Raw genomic sequence first — 18,655 nt, 5'->3', positions numbered from 1 at the left:
TCGGTGGCCCTTTTTTTGCCTTGCCCTTTCTGGGCTGTACTGACGAATCTAATCCGTTCCTATCATAGCCGGCTCCCTGGTCAGACCTTAAAATTCTCCAAACAATTCATAATATCGCCACCAACAATGGGCTTTAACCATGTCTAACCCCAGTCACAGCAGCGCCTTCAAGCCAATACTCAGCCGGGATATTGAACATTGGGACATCGACACCGATGTCGCCATTGTCGGCTTCGGTGGCGCGGGAGCCTGCGCGGCGATCGAAGCCGCCGACGCCGGAGCAAGGGTTGCTATATTTGAACTCGCCAGCGCCAGCGGCGGCTCAACCGCACTGTCCAGCGCCGAGATTTATATGGGCGGCAATGGCGGCACACCGGTACAGCAGGCCTGCGGCTACCAGGACAGCACCGAAAATATGCTCAACTACCTTCGTGCCTGCTTTGGTAACCGGGCCGATGAAGACAAGATGCGTCACTACTGCGAAAACAGTACCGATCACTACCAATGGCTACAACGGCACGGGGTGCCCTTCAAAATGTCGGAGCTGAAGGAACGCGCAATCATGGCGTTGACCGACGACTGCCTGTTGTATACCGGTAACGAAAAGGCTCACCCCTTTCCCGACGCGGCCACACCGGTGCCACGGGGGCACAATCTGCAAATCGAAGGTGACAATGGCGGTCCCTTGCTGATGAAGCTACTCACCGCCGCAGTGGAACAGCGTGACATCAACGTGCATTACGACAGTCGCGCCCTGCGTTTGATTATCAACGACGACGGCGCTGTTGAAGGGGTGGTGGTGCGTATCGACCAACGCGAGCACACCGTGCGCGCCGCCAAAGGGGTGGTGCTGTGCGCCGGCGGATTCTGCATGAACGAGGACATGCTGCGCACCTACGCCCCGGATTTTGCCGAAGGACTTGTGCCCATTGGTAATCCCGGTGATACCGGCGCCGGAATTCAGATGGGTATGAGCGTTGGCGGCGCGGCCATCAATATGGATTCCTGTTTTGTCAGTCTGCCCTATTACCCCCCTTCCTCCCTTACCTACGGGATTTTGGTGAATGACAAGGGTCAGCGTTTTATCAACGAAGACTGCTACCACGGGCGCGTTGGCTACAACGCCTTAATGGCGCAAAAAACCTCTCAGCGGATCTATCTGATTACCGACGTCGACGGCTACGGTGACTACGAAAAACTCAGCTATCTCGGCGCCCAGGTGGCGGGAACCGGCGATACCATTGAAGAACTGGAAAAGGAGCTGGCCCTGCCGGCAGGCAGCCTGCAATGGTCACTGAGCACCTACAACAAGCATGCGAAGAACGGCGAGGATCCTTACTACCATAAATCTGCTGCGTGGCTACGACCGATAAAGGCACCCTATGTCGCTCTGGATTGCACCGTCGGGCGCGGCCCCTTCTACCCCTTCTTTACCCTCGGCGGTCTGGACAGCAAACCAACCGGCGAAGTACTGGATTTCAATCGACAGCCCATACCGGGGCTGTACGCCGCTGGCCGGACGACGGCAGGTATCCCCCGCACCGCATCAGGTTACGCCAGCGGTATGTCGGTGGGTGACGCAACCTATTTCGGACGTGTAGCAGGGCGCAGTGCTGCGGTGCGACGTTGATCAGGCAGGGCTAGGTAAAATCGCTTACACTCAAGCACGAACTAGTGCAGTATTCTGATTACTTTACCGGCCGAAACTGGACAACGATGCCCGTTGACGACAATAACAATGCCGATCCCGACCTTCTAGCGGAGGAAAAAGCCCTTGAACGTGCGGGTCGGCTGCACTGGTTCCATTGGCTGGTACTCGCATTTTCCCTCGTGCTCACCCTTTCGGTTTGGCAGTATTCCAGCCGACAGCTTCAGGAAAAAATGGACAACCGCTTTACCCAGCAGGGCGAGCAGATCGCGGCCCTGGTAAAGGAGCGTCTGCAGAAATACGAAGACGCACTGTGGTCTGGTGTCGCCGCCATCCACTCCCACGGCGGCGATATCAGCTTTGCCGACTGGCAAACCTTTGCAGAAGCCCTGCATATTGGCGAAAAATACCCCGGCATTAACGGCATAGGCGTCATCCACCAAGTCGCGCCACAACAACGCCAGCAATATTTAGCGCTGCAAAGAACCGAGCGACCTGACTTTCAGATTCATCCCAGCCACGACCAGAATGTGCTGCTTCCCATCAGCTACATCATTCCTGTTAAAGGCAATGCAGCGGCGGTCGGACTGGATGTTGCCCACGAAAACAATCGCCTGACCGCCGCACTGAAATCCCGTGACAGCGCTACCGCCCAGATCACCGGCCCCATCATTCTCGTTCAGGACTCGCAAAAAAAGCCGGGCTTCCTGTTCTACGCGCCCTATTACTCGGGGCCAGCGACTTCCGTCGAGGAACGCCGCGAAGCCTTTAGCGGACTGGTTTACGCCCCGTTTGTCGTTGAAAAGCTGATGCGAGGTACACTGCAAAAGTCCCGCAGGAATATTCATTTTCGAATACTCGACCAGCAGCAAACACTGTATGACGAAAGCGCCGACAGCGAGAACAAAAGCTATCAGCCCAGGCTGAGTGGACGCCATACCCTGTCACTTTATGGCCGCGACTGGGTGCTGGAAACCTGGGAGAGCAAGGCTTTCTGGGCAGATTTTTCCGAATCGCAACCGCAACTGATCCTGATATGCGGCATAGTACTCGACATTATGCTGCTTTCCCTGTTCCTGTTACTTAGCCGCGCTCAGCGGCGGAGCCTATCTTTCGCCAAACGCATGGTTGCTCGGGCCACAAAACGCACTGACGAGCTGCGGGATACTGTGAAGCTGCTTGAGCGAAGCAATCAGGAGCTGGAACAGTTTGCCTTTATCGCATCGCACGATTTGCAGGAGCCCCTGCGCTCGGTCAGCAATTTCAGCGGTATGCTCAAGGAATCACTGGCGGATAATGAGAAAGAACATGTCCGGTCGGCGGTATTTTTTATCAGCGAAGCCACCAATCGCATGCAAAACCTGCTTACAGGTTTGATGGACTACAGCCGTATTTCTCAGGAAATTGAATGGGAAAGCATTGACTGCGATGACGTAGTAGACGGTGTTCTGGCAGATTTATCCGAGCTGATCCGCGAAAAAAATGCCAAGGTTGTCGTTAGCCCTCTTCCTGTTATTGTTGCTGGCCGCTCGCAGCTTCGGCAGTTGTTTCAAAACCTGATAGCCAACGCATTGAAGTTTTCACGGGAAGATTCCACCTGTAAAATCGAAATTGCGGCGAAACAGTCCAGCAGTAACTGGACCTTTTCCATTCGCGACAATGGCATAGGCATCTCGCCGGAAAACTTCGAACGTATATTTTTCATTTTCCGCAGGTTGCACCGCAACGAAGAGATTCCCGGCAGCGGCATCGGGTTGTCCAGCTGCAGAAAAATCACCACCCTGTTTGGCGGTGATATCTGGCTGGACTCCACCGTAGGGGAAGGCAGCTGTTTTTATTTCACCATCCCCAAGGCAATCAACAAGGGAGCTTAGTGTGTTATCTGTACTCCTCATCGACGACAGCGACGCGGACAACTATTTCCATACCTACAGTATCGAAAAATCCGAGCTTTGCGGCACCGTCGAATCCTGTACTTCATCCCTCTCCGCCCTCGACAGGCTCATTGACGCGACCGAAGGTCGTGCGGCGATGCCGGATATTATTTTCCTCGATATTAATATTCCATCGGTCGATGGTTGGGAATTTCTGGAACACTACAAGCGTTGCATCAGTGTTGAGCAACGGAAATCGAAAATCTTTATGCTATCCACCTCGGTCAACCCCCAGGATAGGGCTAGAGCCGAAACCCACCCGCTGATAAGCGGCTATATCAGCAAGCCGCTCACCACGGAAAAATTTATTCAGAATGCCGCTTTATTGTAGGCGGCATTTTTCTATTTGCGTTTTCTTACGTTTTCTGAACGAAAACTCGGTAATTTTGCGTTAAATACATGTGTTGTTAAAAATGCCACGAAGATTCGAAATGGACTGGATTTCGCTGAAGACCAATTATCGAAAATAAAAAAGCGCAACAGCATTGCACTGTCGCGCTTCAGACTTATTCAAACGGCGGCGCGGACCACCGTTTACTCTGCGCGTTTAGCTCGCGCTCAGTTAGGCAGGATATCACCTAGGTTCAGCAGCTGGGTTTCGCCACTGTTGTCGTCTACGCCATCGTTGTCGTTGACCACCAGTACATTGCCGTTCTTGAGCACTGCGGAGCCCTCGATCTTCTCAGGCACAAGCCCCCCGCTGGCCATTAAATCCGGCATCAGGTCGCGCACCAGCGTTTTGCTGATAGTGGTATTCGGCGCAGCTGCACTCACGTCCACCTGATACAAGCGTTTGATAGCCGCGTCAGGGCCGCTTTGGTTGTCCCGCTCAACCACCAGCAAGCGGCCATTACCCACGGCGGTAAGGTCAGAAAGCCCAACCCAGCCGCCATTCTGGGACGCGACCGCATCAAGGGGATAAAACACATAGCTCCAGGTGGAAGTCGCCAGATTATAAATACCCAGCCGTGGATTGGGGTCTGTCCCCCACGCTCGTTGAAATGCGACATACACATTGCCATCCTGCTCGGCCACGCCCTCGAAGCCGAAGCGTAGCTGCATGTCATTAACGGCATCATCCAGGCGGATAACCTGCTCAATCACGCCGCCGGCATCGGTTTTCAGCAGGAAATTCAGACTGTTGATGGGACGACCCGCATCGCCGATGGTCCCCGCACCCTCTGACACCAGCCAGAATCCACCATCGCTGGCAACCGCGATGCCTTCAAGGTCGAGGTTTACGGTGTTGTCGTCGTTGATCATGGCGGCCCGATCTGCCACATCAAACACGCCCACCCGGCTGGCATGATCATCGTCGACACTGGAATCCGCTAGCGGAGCCGCCGGGGTTGCCGCCAACACGCCATTGCTGTCCTTCACTCGAATTTCCGTGTGTAAACTAGCTGGCATTGCCGAGACATCCAGACCAAAGATACGGCTTTGCTGGTAAAAGCTGTCTTCTACTGCCCAAACCCGCGTGCTGGCCGAAGGGTCGGCGGCCAGGCCACTCACCGCGCTCCATGAAATCGGCGTGCCATCCACCCGGTCGGCAGACACGATTGTGGGGTACTGGGCCGGAGCCGTTTCATACTGGTAGATATTCAACGCTGAGCGGAATTTGTCATCTCGGCTGTCTTCCTCACTCGCCACCACCAACAGATTCCGCGAAGGAATCGCCAGCGCCCCCTCAGGCCCCAATGCGGCGGGTAGCGCCTGTTTGAACACCGGCCTGGTCATATCCGCTACATCGTAGACAAATACCATGCTCGAACGCTCGGAATTCACAAACAGATAACGCTCACTGCCAAACACGGCGAATTCAGCATTTTCGGGTTCGTTGCCCTTGTTGCCGGAGCGAGCGTCGGGGTAATGGCCAAAGCGTGCGGTCAGATGATCCAGGGACTGGCCGGCCTCATAAACCACTTCACCGGTTTTGCTGAAGACGCTGAATCCACGACTCCCGCCATCGAGGTCACCTTCGTTGGCGGTGACAAAATAGTCGGCCGACAGCCAGCTAACGCCATCGGGCTCTCGCAGCACAGCGGTCTGGCTCTCGGTTTGCATAATCAACGCTGCATCTTCTTCCGTAGCGTCTATCTGCGCCAGGTCCACACTGCCGGCGCTGAAGTGGGTCACCACCGCGCCACTGGTCAAGTCCACCAGCACAATATGGTTGTTCTCTTGCAGGGTTACCACCGCAATATTGTCGCTATTGATGTCGACATACTCGGGCTCGGGATCGTCGGGATACAAGTCCGCCAATCCCGTCATGCCAACATTGCTCACCGCCCAATTTGCCGGGTCGGCATCGCCAATAGCCACTACATCCAGACTACCCGCGGGCAGCTGTGGTGGAGCACCGTCACCGAGATCCTCATCCCGCTCGTTTTCAATAGCGACTGCCGCGTACTGGCCGTCGGGGCTTACTGCGACTGAGTCGGGCTGACCCGCAAGGGTCAAGGTGTGCACAATGCTCCGGGTCGCAATATCCACGACGGCCAGTTCACCGGACACATTGATAAAGTCAGCGGAGGTGTTCACCCCCACCAGCGCGTAACCGCCCTTCACGGCGACAGATGTCGGTTCGCCATTCAGGGGCAACAATCCCAGAGCAGAGGGTTTGGTGGGGTCAGTAATATCGACAAAGCCCAGGGTTTTCTCGGGGCTGTCGGTATAAATCAGTGTCTGGCCATCTTCACTGGCGGCGACAATCTCTGCGGCGGTTTCGGTATCCACGTCGCAGGTGGCATCAAGCTGTTGGCACACGGGGAAGCTAGCGATACGGTTAAAGTGTTTGCTGTCGTTTAGGCTGGTTGGCGAACACAGATAGGTGGTGTTATCAATTTCAGCAGCGTCGAGGGCATCGTTATTATTATCGTCTATACCCGAGTCTATTCGCACACCGCCGTCAAAGCAGTGCTCGTTGCCCGCTAACAATGACGTTTGCTTGACCAAACTGTTAAGACCGGAGGGGCCTTGCGCGCCTGCGGCGCCATCGACACCCGCCGCACCGTCACTGCCATTTACTCCATTACGGCCATCGTCTCCACCGCATCCCGTCACTGCCATTGTCGATGCCAGCAAGATGCCGCAGGCAAGCGCCTTTTTCCTGAAATTCATTGAACCCTCCAACTCTAGTCTATGGCGAAGACCAAGAGCTTAGGGCCGCAATGCGACAGTTTAAGGACGAATTTATGTCATCGGGATTTCAATTGCGTGACAGCCGCGCAAAGGCGGCGACCCTTGTGCCACACCCGCAACACGGGATCAGGTTATGGCAATCAGCTGTCACTGATGCAAGGCTTTCAACAGGGCGTCTTTTTCCCGCCACAATTCACTCACCCACTGTTGGAACTCGTAGCGAAAGGCTTCGTCCTGGTCGTAATCGCGATTGAGAAATTCCGTCGGTATCGGCTTGGTTTGTACACGTACCGTCACCGACGAGACTCGGCCGCACAAAAAGTCGCCAAAGGAGGGTTGCACATGCCCGGGATAGGCGATGGTCACATCCAGCAGCTCTTTCATGCTTTCTCCCATCGCCCCCAGAACAAAGGCGATTCCCCCGGCCTTGGGTTTTAACAGATAGGTATAGGGAGATTGCTGGGCTTCCTGCTTCGCAGCAGTAAAGCGTGTACCCTCCAGAAAATTAAATACCGCCACCGGGGTATGTTTGAATTTTTCGCAGGCCCGTCGTGTGCTCTCGAAATCCTGCCCGCGCTTTTCCGGGTGCTTGGCCAGATACTCCTTGCTGTAGCGTTTCATAAAGGGGAAGTCCAGCGCCCACCAGCACAGACCAATCACCGGCACCCAAATGAGTTCCTGTTTCAAAAAGAACTTCAACATGGGGATCTTGCGATTGAACAGATACTGTAATATGAAAATATCTGCCCAGGATTGATGATTCGACAACACCAGATACCAGTGCTCTTTATCGAGGTGCTCGACGCCCTCTACATCCCATTCCATCTTCTGCGTCAAGCGCATCCAGAAGGCATTTACGGAAATCCAGAACTCAGCGATACCGATGGCCATGCCGGTACAAAGCCGCTGCCATCCGCCAAGGGGGATCAGGAAACGCATTAACGACACCGCCAGAAGCAACGGGGCCAGCAGCACGGTATTTGCAGCCAGCAATAATCCCGCAATCAATCCGCGCAGTACTGGCGGCAAAAAAGACAACATGAACCCACTCCCAGATTACTTACCCAACAAACACCGTTAAAAATCCGCGAATACAGGCGAACACCGGTAAAAGTGTAGAGTATACCAAGTTGAGCGTTTCAGGTTACAGAATGATTACTTCTGCGGCATAAGCTGGGCGGAGTGGCACGTAAATCCCCGCGGCGACGCGGTCCGTTGGCGCAGAGCCACCTCAGTCGCGATAGCCGCTCATATGCTTGGCTGCCTGATAAGCAAAGGTCATCGCGGGTCCGAGGGTCGAGCCAGGCCCGGGATAGGTCGGCAATACCGCTGCCGAGCAGTTACCCACGGCATACAGTCCTTCAATTACTCCACCGCTCTCTTTCAGCACTTGGGCATGGGGGTTTGTCGCCAAGCCTCCCTGGGTGCCAAAATCGCCTGCGTCGACGCGAATCGCATAGTAGGGCGCTTCCTTGATAGCGCCCAGGCATGGGTTTGGACTAAACCGGGGGTCGCCGTAGTAGCGGTCATAGGCGGAATCACCCCGTTGAAAATCCTCGTCTTTGCCGGTTTCAGCATAGCGATTCATTTTCGCTATGGTCTGCTCCAGATTTTCAGCATTGATGCCCAGTTGTTGCGCCAGCTCCCTGATCGTACTGGCCTTACCCACTAGTCCGGTGTCGAACCACTCCTTGGGAATCGTCCAGTCCGGCTTCAGTTGGGCGGTCATCATCGGGCCAACGATATAGTCGCGGCGAAAGCGCGCATCGAAGACCTGATACATCGGGGAGCAGGGGGTTTCTTCACTGTGGGCCTTGTACAAATCCTTTTGAAAGGCCATATAGTTCTGTGATTCATTGGCAAAGCGCTCGCCATTCAAATTGACCACACAGGAACCGGGAAAGGACTTTTCCATAATACTCAAACGCGGCGCAGGCTCACCCGGCACCGATATGGTGGTACACCACCATGCACCGTCCATTAGGCGGGTTGCTGCACCAAGCCGTAAACCCTCGTTGATGGCGTCGCCGGTATTGGACTCCACTCCCCCACTCCACGCCGTGCTCGTGGGCGCAGGCAGGTATTTCTCGCGCATGGCCTGATTGCGCTCAAAGCCCCCCGCCGCCAGCACCACGCCTTTTTCCGCGCGAATACGACAGGGCTGTCCATCCTTCAGAATTTCCACCCCCAGCACCTTGCCGTCTTCTTCAATCAGGCGCTGCATGGGAGACTCCGTCCACAGCGGAATATCGCGTTTTTTCAATGAATACCACAGTCGGGCAACGCCGGCGGCACCGGTGCAGACTTTTCGGCTTGTGCGATGGCCCCGCAACAGCCAACCGATATCCCGGTAGTAATCCAGCATGAGTTTCAGGGTGAGTTTTATCCACCCCGGCCCTTGCACCGCCAACAGCGCCGCTTCCACCTGGGTGAAATAGATTTTGTTAAACAAACGCATCATATGGTGGGAGGGACGCAAGCGCCGAACATCCTCCCCCAGCAGTGACGCATCGAATCGCTCCGGCTCCATAGAGCGATGGCCTGCACGGGAACCCTCTACGTTGGTGTAGTAATCCGGGTAGTGCTCCAGGGTTTCGTAGCGCACATCACTGCGCTCATGGAGAAAATCGACCATTTTCGGGCCATTGACCAAATAGGCATCAACCAATTCCTCCGGCACACTTCCTTCAGGTGTAGTGCTCAACAGGTACTTTTTTGCCTCATCGAAACTGTCCCGGGCACCGGCGGCCCTGGCATAACGGTTATTGGGAATCCACACTCCGCCGCCAGAGGTTGCACTGGTGCCCCCCACCCAATGGGATTTTTCCACCAGCAGTACGTTTTTCAGGCCCATTTCGTAACAGCTCAGCGCGGCTGTCATCGCGCCATTGCCGCTGCCTACGACTAAAACCTCAACCTGGTGATCCCATTTTCTGTCTGTCATCGTTATTATCCGAGCACTGAAGCGATTTAATAAACCAGTATACGTTCACCATCTTAGACGGCGCGCTGGCTCGCCCCAATCATCCGTCTGCATGAGGGTATACTGCCACTGAACGATAATGAATCCATCACAGGTGAACGATGATCAGCTTATATACACGCTACCTGGAACGCGCCATTGCCCAGCACGGCAGTCTGGAGGCCGTCGAGGACAAACTCCCCAAAGCAAAAACGGCAAGGCAATTACAGGCTCTGGGAGACGACCGCTATTTAGCAGAAATGGCAGCCTGTATTTTTCGCGCCGGCTTTGTTTGGCGGGTAGTGGAAAATAAATGGGACGGCTTTGAAACGGTATTCAACAATTTTCTGCCGATTTGGGTCGCCTCGCGCTCGCCGGAAGATATCGAGCAAATGGCCACCGATACGCGGATCATTCGAAATCTGAGCAAGGTACGGGCGGTGCAGGACAATGCGCTGTTTGTGCTCGATATCCAACGGGAATACGGCAGCTTCGGAAAGTTTCTGGCCCAGTGGCCAGCACAGGACATCGTCGATCTCTGGCTGATGTTAAAGAAAAGAGGATCACGGCTGGGCGGTGCCAGCGGTCAGTATTTCCTGCGTTTTGTCGGCAAAGACACCTTTATTCTCAGCCGGGATGTCTGCGTCGCACTGAAAGCCGAAGGCATTGTGGATCGTGACCAACCCACGGCCAAGCGCGATCTCCTCAAGATCCAGCAAGCCTTTAATGCCATGGCCGATGAGAGCGGCAGGAGTCTGGGCGAGCTGAGTATGATTCTGGCGTTATCAACCGGGCCCCGCTAGGGTTGATCGCCAGCGCAATGTCACATTTCTTTAACATTGCTTGGCGACAATACCCGACCTTCATCCTTGCACTCGGTCCGGGAGCCGCCCATGCCTTCAGCTGTATCTCAGGCCGCTGACTCAATACACACTATTGTCGCACAACGGCAAATCACCACTTGCTTCCAGGCTATTTTCGACACTCGGCAGCATTGTGTTCTGGGTCACGAAGCCTTGTCCCGCGGCCCGAATGGCCCTTATCACCGGGCCGACAAGCTGTTTTCCGCCGCCGCTGAGAGCGGTGTTGATCGCGAAATGGAAAGGGTGTGCGCTGAGCTGGCCTGCGAACGCTTTTGTGCCGATGACGGTCTGCTGTTTTTAAATTTTCAATGCCATGTTTTGCTGGAGCCAGGCTTTGCAGACTGGATAACCACGCTGTGTACTGCTCTCCCTGCCCTGAACTGCCACAATATTGTCATAGAATTGACCGAGCTGGCCTGTCCTGCTGACCAGCTGACGCCGGTTATCCAGCGCCTTCGGAACGCCGGTATACGCCTTGCCCTCGACGACCTTGGCGCGGCCCATTCCAGTTTGCTCCGCTGGCTGGAACTCCGTCCTGACTACGTCAAACTGGATCGAGAATTATGCCGGGACGTGCATAATAACCCCGGCAAACAAGCCATGCTTACCGGACTGATTGGCATCGCCACGGAAATGAACTCGACGCTGATTGCGGAGGGTATCGAAACCGTTTACGAAGCGCTCTGCCTGCAACAACTTGGCATTCGCTATATGCAGGGCTATTTATTCCACCACCCCGGTGTGCAATGGCAAAACGATCACGCTGATCGTCTTCATCATCAATCGTCGCCGTCTGACAATTCAGGGGAGTCACCCACACCCGTCAATCGCGGCTCCCGCAGCAAGGATGCTGACCCAATGGATGAAATACCCTCAAACCTCCAAAGCCAGCAATCTATTGCGGCGTTAATCACGCCCTGCCCTGCCGTAAGCATGCACAGCCCACTCCGCGACGTTATCCGCCATTTCAAGCAATCCCCGGATATTCACAGCATCACCCTGCTGGACGGACAAAATGCGGTGGGGAGTATCAGCCGAAGTAAGGCGCTCGAGTTGTACAGCAGTGACTTCGGCAGAGAGCTCTACGGTCGCAAAACAGTTTCTGTGTTTATGGATGAAGATATACCCATAGTCGAACAATCCATGGGTATAGAGGACGTCAGCTACTTGCTCACCGAAAATCACAGCAGTCATATCGTGCAGGAATGTATCGTTGTCAATAACGGTCGCTACATCGGCGTTGTACGTACAACTGATTTGCTGCGCTGCATTACCGACCGGAAAATTCGCAATGCTCGCTATGCCAACCCACTGACCTTGCTTCCCGGCAATGTCCCTATCAGTGAGCATATCAGCAAGTTACTGGAGCAGGGTTGCGACTTTGCCGTCGCCTACTGCGATATCAACCACTTCAAGGCGTTTAACGATGCCTATGGCTACAGTGCAGGTGATAGCGCCATAAAAATGCTGGCCAAACTGTTACAGCAGCACGCCCCCACCCCGGAAAATTTTATCGGCCATGTTGGCGGCGACGATTTTATCGTGATTTTCCGCAACACCGACTGTGTAGACGCCTGTTCCGCAATATGTTGTGGGTTTGCCGAGAACGCCAAAGACCTCTATGCCCTCGACGACCAGCAACACGGCGGTATCTGGTCAAAGGATCGCAGCGGGCGGCCGGTGTTTTACCGCACCATGACCTTGTCTATTGGACTTTGTTACTCAGACCGTGAACAAATGCGCAACGCCGACGACGTGAGTCGCATTGCCAGTGACGCCAAAAAGCAGGCCAAGCGACTGAGTGGTGGCGGTGTTCATATCGCAGCGGGTGGCGATAGAGAAAAACAAATGAACCATTCTGCCTGCTGAGCCGATAGCAAGCGGCCTCTTGTGGCTGTCAACAGCTGCTGGACTCTCCCCCGGAAAAAAACATAGGCCAGCCATCAAAGAATGGCTGGCCTATAATCCTGAACTATTCAGCAACAAACACCCTGCTAACGGTTGTGCTTACCCCTCGCCGCTCAGTGCAGGTCGGCAACAACACCCACCTGGGGCATATTCGCCAGCCCGATCTCACGGGCGTGTTCTTCGAAATCCTTGTTCTTCCAGAAGAATGCACCCGGCATCGTGGTAGGTATTACCAATACATAGAATAGTGTGCGTCCAATCAACGCTGCCGCCATTGAGGTCGCCAGAAGCAGAGCTATCACTGTCAGGCTGAGTGCCACATCGCTGGCGATTGTCATTAGCACAATGGCCAGCGCCGCATTCGCCACCAGTATGGCGTTACGCAACAGGTAGCTTTTGCCAAACAGGGTGCATTGAATGTAGTGAGACACGCTGCCTTCGTTGTTACCCACATTCATATCCCGTGCGTGACCCACCAGGCCAACCCCTTCCAGCAAACAGCCCAGCAGCACCATAGCGCCGGTCAACGCGACCACAGCGCTGGCATCGCCGCCGGTCCACAGCAGCGTCGCCATCACCATCACCCCGGCCAGTAGGCCGCCGAGCACCATCGCCGTACCGACAAAGCTGGTCGCGGTTTGCCAATGGTTCCAGAACGGACGTGCAGGAATGCGGTAGCAGCGGTACATATAGTACAAGCCGATACTTCCGGGAATCATCGCAGTGATCGCAAGCCCGGTGGCCAGCCCGGAGAACCGCCCCCAATCACCCATCAAGTCGATAAATACCGCATTTTCCGGCAGTACCGCCAACAGATGGAAGCCGACAAAAGCCATATATAAACAGATGCCAAGACCTTCGCGACACACCGGTGAGTGGCGCAGGTTGTTGAAGCCGCGATAAAAACGCATGGGCTTGCCAAGGTGGGTCGCTGACATCAGCATACCGAGGCCCGCCAGCGCGACGGTTACCGCGACAAAGGGCACGTACATTACCGACTCGCGGAAGGCAACCAGCGGCTCAAAACCAAACAGTATACCCAGCGTCGCCAGGAAGAAGGCCCCAATAGAGGTCTGGCTAACCAAGGTAAAGATCACCAGCGGGTTTTCCCGAGAGCTGAGTTTACCCAAGCTCCAGCGCTTATCGACACCCTTTTTCTGATCGACTACCGGGCGATATTGCCCATCGTCGCCTTTATGGTATTTCACCGGCATACCATCTGTGCGGGTAACCTCATCCGGCATTTGTTTGGTTTGCTGGAAACGAATATTCGGGTGGGTGATTTCCGGATCAGGAAAACCGGGAATGCTCAGCTTGCCCTGCTCGCGGTTTTCCGGCAGGTCTTCAACCACGCCAAAGTTCAGCGCATTGCCCAAACAGGCCGAGACACAGGCGGGCTTAAGGTTCACTTCCAGGCGGTCTACGCACATATTGCACTTGCTCACCTGTCCCTTGATGGGGTCGAGCTGAGGAGCATTGTAAGGACACACCCAGGTGCAATAGCCGCAGCCGAAACAGGTTTCCGGGTCTTGTAATACCGCGCCATACTCCACATGTTTGGTGTAAGCCCGTGTCGGACAGCCCTTCAAGCACACCGGATCATCACAGTGGTTACAGGCCATCGAAATATTCATTCGCTTGAAGTCGGGATACGTACCGCCTTCGACATAACCCACCGAGCGGAAGCTGATGTGGGCCGGGTTATCGTTCTTCTCGCTACAGGCCGCCTCACAGGCATGACAACCGATGCAGTTATCCGCAGTGAAGTGAAAGGCATGTTGCTTGTTGCGGTTAGGGTTAGTGCCCACCCCGGGCTCTTCATTGATAAACATTTCCCGGCCCGCGGGAATGGCGCCGCCGCTACGGGCGATCAGGTCGATCGGCGCCTCGTAGTAATTCACCTCAGGAACATTGGGTTCCTTCAAAAATGCATATTGCGGTTCGTCGTCTCTTACTTTCCACATAGCTACAACCTTTGCTGTGGGCGGCACTCAGGCCGCAACATTTCAATCTTGTAAACTCTCGCCGTACCTTTAGAAGGCTCGGCGCTCAACGTTTAGCCGTGCGGCTTCTTTCTGGTCGATGTGCTCGATGCGTACCGCGCACTGTTTGAATGCGGGTTGTCGAGAATAAGGATCGAGCAAGCCCAACGACAGGCGGTTAACACAGTCGTGGTAATGCATGGGAATAAACAGCATGTTGCGGGGCACCCGCTGGGTCAGCTGCACCATGACCACCGCATCGCCCCGGCGCGACACCAGACGCACATACTTCTGGTGTTCTACCCCAAACTCCTTGGCGGAGTCGGGGTTCATTTCCATATAAGGGGTCGGGCTGAACTTGTTCAGGTTGCCGATTTTGCCGGTCTTGGTACGAGTGTGGAAATGCTCGACAACACGCCCGCTATTCATCCAGAACGGATAGCTGGCGTCGGGCACTTCGTTGTCTTCGATGTAGTCCATCGCCAGCAGATTGGCCTTGCCGTTTGGCGTTGGGAAAACGCCGTCGCTATACAGGCGTGGGTTACCGGTATCTTCCCCTTCTCGCATGGGCCATTGAATGCCCCGCTGGGCTTCGATCAGGTCGTGGCTCATTCCGGAAATATCCAGGTTGCGCCCCTGCCCCTTCGACAGCTGCTTCATTTCATCAAAAATATCAGAGGTCGTTTCCGGGAAACGGATTTTCTGCCCCGCCTCAAAACGCTTGGCTAACTCACTGAATATCCAGTGATCCGGCTTTGAGTTGCCCGGCGCTTCGGTGAACTTGCGCACCAGGTTCACCCGACGCTCGGTATTGGTTTGAACGCCCTCTTTTTCGCCCCACACCGCCGCAGGCAGGTATACGTGGGCGTAGTTCACGGTTTCACAATCCTGATAACCGTCCTGCACCACCATAAACTCCAGCTTCTCCAGGGCCTTTTTGATGCGCGGCTGGTTGGGCATGGAAGTGAGCGGGTTAGTGGCCACAATCCACAGTGCCTTGATTTCACCGGACTCAATGGCCGGGAAAATATCAGTTTGCTGCAGACCGCGTTTCGCCGGAAAGAAGGACTCATCCACTCCCCAGAACTCCGCAACCTCCTTGCGGTGTTCCGGCTTTTCCAGCATGCGGTAGCCGGGCAGGCCCGAGCAGGACGACCACTCGCGGGTGCCCATAGCGTTGCACTGCCCTGTGATCGACAGACTGGTGCCGCCGGGAATACCGATGTTGCCAGTAATCAGGTTGAGGTTGTTGATGCCGCAAACGCCATCTGTGCCGTGGGTGCTCTGGTTAATCCCCATGGTCCAGATGCTCATCGCCGAGGGCGCCTTGGCGTAGATTCGAGCGACGTGCTTGATGGTGTCGGGGTCGATACCACAGATGCGCGAGGCGGTAACGGGGTCATATTTTTCGCAGGTGGCCTTTAGCTCCTCAAAGCCGTTGCAGTGGGCATCGATATATTCCTGTTTCTGCAGGCCTTCCTTGAGAATCACATGGGCCAGTGCATTCAACAGCACCAGGTCCGTGCCCGGAGTAATCGGCAAATGGATGTCAGCGAATTGGGCGAACATGGTGACACGGGGATCCACCACGATCAGCGGGAACTTGCGCTTTTCCAGGGCTTCTTTCAAGCGCCAATAGATGATCGGATGTTGTTCCGGCAAATTCGACCCAAAGGCCATCAGGCAGTGGGTGTTTTCAAAGTCATCGTAGCAGCCGGGCGGGCCGTCGGCGCCAAATGAGCGCTTGTAGCCCGATACCGCCGAGGCCATACACAGGGTGGTATTACCGTCGTAATTATTGGTGCCGATAACACCGCGAACCAGCTTGCCGAGGGTATAAAACTCTTCCGTCAGCAACTGCCCTGTCGACACCACCGCCACACTGTCGCGGCCGTACTTTTCCTGGATACGCTTGAATTCCGCTGCAGTGCGGTCAAGAGCGGCATCCCAGCTGACCGGCGTAAAGCCATTGTAAATCTTGTCGCGCATCAGCGGTTCTGTTCCGCGACCAGAGGTAGTGCTCAGCTCGTGCTCAAAAATCCCCTTGATACATAGCTTGCCCTGATTGACCGGCGCATTGCCCTTGCCGCGACTGGCCACCGGCTTGCCCTCTGCATTCAATCCCACCTCAATGGAACAACCTGTTGAACAGTAGCCGCAAACCGCGTACTTCCAATCGACGACCTTCTTGTCGGCGATGGTGATCGGTTTACGGTTTTTCCTGCCAAATATCATTAAAGCGTCTCCTGGGAACTTGCACCAATGTTGTGCTCTGTCGCAATCACCCTTGATCAAAATGCGCACCACTATGGTGATTAAACACCTGATTAGCGTGTTTTCATGCAGATTAATTCAAGAATCATGCCACCCAAAGATAGCCTTGTAATTATGCTGCAACGCCACAATCGCCAGCCGTTACAAAGCGGCAATTTATTTCGAACGTGTAGCTTCCACTAGTCTTTTTACCGAACACTTCCGCATAGACTATGCACAAAACAAGTCTATAATGAGGAAGCTATCGATTTTTCCCGCCGTTCAATCGAACACTGCCCCAAGGCGCACCGAATCGGCGCACACAGGCTTTTACCAGCGGAGGTGAACCCAATGAGCAACGACCTCAATCACCAGGATGTCACTATTCTCAGCATCCTCCAGCGGGACGCGAGCAAGAGTTCAACGGAAATCGCCGAGATGATAAACATCTCCCAATCGCCATGCTGGCGACGTATCAACCGTATTGAACAGGCCGGGTATATACAACGGAAGGTGGCGGTACTCGACCGGGAAAAACTGGGAATGGAGTTGGTGTGCTTCACCACGGTCAACTTAACTGCGGTGGGCAGGCGCCACCTGGAAGAATTTGAGCATCGGGTCAGTGCGTTTCCGGAGATCGTCGAGTGCTACACCATGACCGGCGTGTGGGACTATATGCTTAAAATTATTACCCGTGATATTCGCCACTATGAGAGCTTTGTTCGGGAGAAACTTCTGTCACTGCCGATGGTAGGCGAAACCCACTCTCACATCGCCGTCACCGAAATTAAAAACACCACCGAGCTGCCGCTGGATACTCAGCTGTAGCAGCCAGTTGCCCACGCAGCACTAATTCCACTACATGCCTACCTGGTGAAGAGAACCGCTGGCTGCGGTTTTGAGCGGGCCTTCGCCCCCCTGCAGCAAACGCTGTTCGGCCATTTCTTCAGCGACACTATGGGTATCGCGCTGTTCGCACTGTGCCCGCCTGAGAATCTGCTCCAGCACTGAAACCGTCCGCTCGATATGGCTGATGACCTGACGGTGCTCACCACCGCTGCGCTGGTAATAGACATCAATAATCCCGCCCGCATTGATCGCGAAGTCGGGGGCATACAATATTCCCCGCCGCGCCAATATTTTTGCGACTTCAGGCCCTTCCAATTGGTTATTGGCGGCTCCGGCGATGACTTCCGCCTGAATCGACATGACGTTGGCGGTGGTAAACACGCTCCCCATCGCGCAGGGTGCAAAGATATCTGTCGCGACAGAAAAGACCTCGTCTTGAGCAATTGCCGATGCGCCCATTGCCACCGACTTTTGCAAATTATCGGCATTGATATCTGCGGCCATCACCTGCGCCCCTTCCGCTATCAACAGAGCGATCAGATGGCGGCCAACCGCCCCCGCGCCCTGCACAAGCACTCGACACCCGGCCAGAGTGGCAGTCTCGCCTTTTTTTACCCGCCATGCCTGCTGAATACCGCGAAAGACACCGTATGCGGTGTAGGGCGATGGGTCTCCTCCGTGGCGCGATGGCCCGGCATTCAGGCCCGAGACAAAACGGGTTCGCTCAGCGATACAGGCCATATCGGCTACGGTGGTGCCGGAATCCTCGGCGGTGACATAGCGACCACCAAGGCGCTCAACACAATCGCCAAAGGCGCGCAGCAGCGCCGGAGTTTTATCGGCAGAGGGATCGCCGATTATCACGGCCTTGCCTCCGCCCATAGGGAGCCCGGCCAGCGCTGATTTATAGGTCATCCCCCTGGACAAGCGCAAGGCGTCGTCAATCGCTGCGCCCTCGCTGCTATAGGGGTACATTCTGCACCCTCCTACCGCAGCGCCCAGACGACTACTGTGCACGGCGATGATCGCCCGCAGCCCGGTGTCGGCGTCACTGAAAAATGACACGCTTTCGTGGTTGTCAAAGCTATCTGTTGAGAATACGCCCATCACCGACC

At 55.1% G+C, this 18,655-nt stretch carries 12 protein-coding genes; 6 read left to right on the top strand and 6 right to left on the bottom strand.

The window, feature by feature from the left end:
* The first annotated feature begins 139 nt into the window (after nucleotides 1-139).
* The 3 genes from HCU74_RS09660 to HCU74_RS09650 are packed head-to-tail and all read left to right on the top strand — an operon-like array spanning nucleotide 140 to nucleotide 3,913.
* Nucleotides 140-1,630, top strand: coding sequence for an FAD-dependent oxidoreductase (locus tag HCU74_RS09660; RefSeq protein WP_168450233.1), 1,491 nt, complete (start codon nucleotides 140-142; stop codon nucleotides 1,628-1,630).
* Nucleotides 1,631-1,674: 44 nt separating this feature from the next.
* Nucleotides 1,675-3,522 (top strand): CHASE domain-containing protein, encoded by a 1,848-nt coding sequence (locus HCU74_RS09655; protein ID WP_168450232.1) that lies wholly within the window; start codon nucleotides 1,675-1,677, stop codon nucleotides 3,520-3,522.
* A 1-nt stretch (nucleotide 3,523) separates the two neighbouring features.
* Entirely contained in the window at nucleotides 3,524-3,913 is a 390-nt protein-coding gene (locus HCU74_RS09650) for a response regulator (protein WP_168450231.1), read from the top strand.
* Between the two features lie 227 nt (nucleotides 3,914-4,140).
* Here HCU74_RS09650 and HCU74_RS09645 read toward each other — a convergent pair whose 3' ends face one another.
* From HCU74_RS09645 to HCU74_RS09635, 3 genes are all read right to left on the bottom strand, one after another.
* Nucleotides 4,141-6,702: an esterase-like activity of phytase family protein gene (locus HCU74_RS09645; protein WP_168450230.1), complete on the bottom strand. Its 2,562-nt coding sequence runs from the start codon at nucleotides 6,700-6,702 to the stop codon at nucleotides 4,141-4,143.
* A gap of 168 nt (nucleotides 6,703-6,870) precedes the next feature.
* Nucleotides 6,871-7,764: a 1-acylglycerol-3-phosphate O-acyltransferase, YihG family gene (locus HCU74_RS09640; RefSeq protein ID WP_168450229.1), complete on the bottom strand. Its 894-nt coding sequence runs from the start codon at nucleotides 7,762-7,764 to the stop codon at nucleotides 6,871-6,873.
* Between the two features lie 190 nt (nucleotides 7,765-7,954).
* Nucleotides 7,955-9,667, bottom strand: coding sequence for an FAD-binding protein (locus tag HCU74_RS09635; protein ID WP_168450228.1), 1,713 nt, complete (start codon nucleotides 9,665-9,667; stop codon nucleotides 7,955-7,957).
* Between the two features lie 140 nt (nucleotides 9,668-9,807).
* On the opposite strand from HCU74_RS09635, the gene HCU74_RS09630 reads away from it, so the two are divergent.
* Together HCU74_RS09630 and HCU74_RS09625 are read left to right on the top strand one after the other, a co-directional pair.
* On the top strand, nucleotides 9,808-10,488 hold the full coding sequence (locus HCU74_RS09630; protein WP_168450227.1) for a DNA-3-methyladenine glycosylase I: 681 nt from the start codon (nucleotides 9,808-9,810) through the stop codon (nucleotides 10,486-10,488).
* A gap of 90 nt (nucleotides 10,489-10,578) precedes the next feature.
* The gene (locus HCU74_RS09625) at nucleotides 10,579-12,417 is read left to right on the top strand and encodes a bifunctional diguanylate cyclase/phosphodiesterase (RefSeq protein ID WP_168450226.1); all 1,839 of its coding nucleotides are present in this window, start codon (nucleotides 10,579-10,581) and stop codon (nucleotides 12,415-12,417) included.
* Nucleotides 12,418-12,569: 152 nt separating this feature from the next.
* On the opposite strand, the gene HCU74_RS09620 is transcribed toward HCU74_RS09625, so the two are convergent.
* Nucleotides 12,570-14,420, bottom strand: a complete 1,851-nt coding sequence (locus HCU74_RS09620) for a DmsC/YnfH family molybdoenzyme membrane anchor subunit (protein WP_168450225.1) — start codon at nucleotides 14,418-14,420, stop codon at nucleotides 12,570-12,572.
* Between the two features lie 69 nt (nucleotides 14,421-14,489).
* Nucleotides 14,490-16,673: a molybdopterin oxidoreductase family protein gene (locus tag HCU74_RS09615; protein ID WP_168450224.1), complete on the bottom strand. Its 2,184-nt coding sequence runs from the start codon at nucleotides 16,671-16,673 to the stop codon at nucleotides 14,490-14,492.
* A gap of 369 nt (nucleotides 16,674-17,042) precedes the next feature.
* Here HCU74_RS09615 and HCU74_RS09610 point away from each other — a divergent pair, with 369 nt between their 5' ends.
* Nucleotides 17,043-17,519 carry an Lrp/AsnC family transcriptional regulator gene (locus tag HCU74_RS09610; protein WP_168450223.1) on the top strand — a complete coding sequence of 159 codons (477 nt, stop codon included), beginning with the start codon at nucleotides 17,043-17,045 and terminating at the stop codon, nucleotides 17,517-17,519.
* A gap of 30 nt (nucleotides 17,520-17,549) precedes the next feature.
* On the opposite strand, the gene HCU74_RS09605 is transcribed toward HCU74_RS09610, so the two are convergent.
* Complete coding sequence (locus HCU74_RS09605; protein WP_168450222.1) at nucleotides 17,550-18,647, bottom strand: Glu/Leu/Phe/Val family dehydrogenase; 1,098 nt, start codon at nucleotides 18,645-18,647, stop codon at nucleotides 17,550-17,552.
* Between the last annotated feature and the right edge of the window lie 8 nt (nucleotides 18,648-18,655).

The organism is Spongiibacter thalassae, from assembly GCF_012272835.1.
Taxonomy (GTDB): Bacteria; Pseudomonadota; Gammaproteobacteria; order Pseudomonadales; family Spongiibacteraceae; genus Spongiibacter; species Spongiibacter thalassae.
Note: the sequence above shows the minus strand (reverse complement) of the source record. Positions and strands in the feature narration are given on the sequence as shown.

What these genes read in the sequence shown, in the direction of transcription:
- HCU74_RS09660 (WP_168450233.1), top strand. Translation starts at nt 140, where the DNA reads ATGTCTAACCCCAGTCACAGCAGCGCCTTCAAGCCAATACTCAGCCGG.
- HCU74_RS09645 (WP_168450230.1), bottom strand. Translation starts at nt 6,702, where the DNA reads ATGAATTTCAGGAAAAAGGCGCTTGCCTGCGGCATCTTGCTGGCATCG.
- HCU74_RS09640 (WP_168450229.1), bottom strand. Translation starts at nt 7,764, where the DNA reads ATGTTGTCTTTTTTGCCGCCAGTACTGCGCGGATTGATTGCGGGATTA.
- HCU74_RS09635 (WP_168450228.1), bottom strand. Translation starts at nt 9,667, where the DNA reads ATGACAGACAGAAAATGGGATCACCAGGTTGAGGTTTTAGTCGTAGGC.
- HCU74_RS09630 (WP_168450227.1), top strand. Translation starts at nt 9,808, where the DNA reads ATGATCAGCTTATATACACGCTACCTGGAACGCGCCATTGCCCAGCAC.
- HCU74_RS09625 (WP_168450226.1), top strand. Translation starts at nt 10,579, where the DNA reads ATGCCTTCAGCTGTATCTCAGGCCGCTGACTCAATACACACTATTGTC.
- HCU74_RS09620 (WP_168450225.1), bottom strand. Translation starts at nt 14,420, where the DNA reads ATGTGGAAAGTAAGAGACGACGAACCGCAATATGCATTTTTGAAGGAA.
- HCU74_RS09615 (WP_168450224.1), bottom strand. Translation starts at nt 16,673, where the DNA reads ATGATATTTGGCAGGAAAAACCGTAAACCGATCACCATCGCCGACAAG.
- HCU74_RS09610 (WP_168450223.1), top strand. Translation starts at nt 17,043, where the DNA reads ATGAGCAACGACCTCAATCACCAGGATGTCACTATTCTCAGCATCCTC.
- HCU74_RS09605 (WP_168450222.1), bottom strand. Translation starts at nt 18,647, where the DNA reads ATGGGCGTATTCTCAACAGATAGCTTTGACAACCACGAAAGCGTGTCA.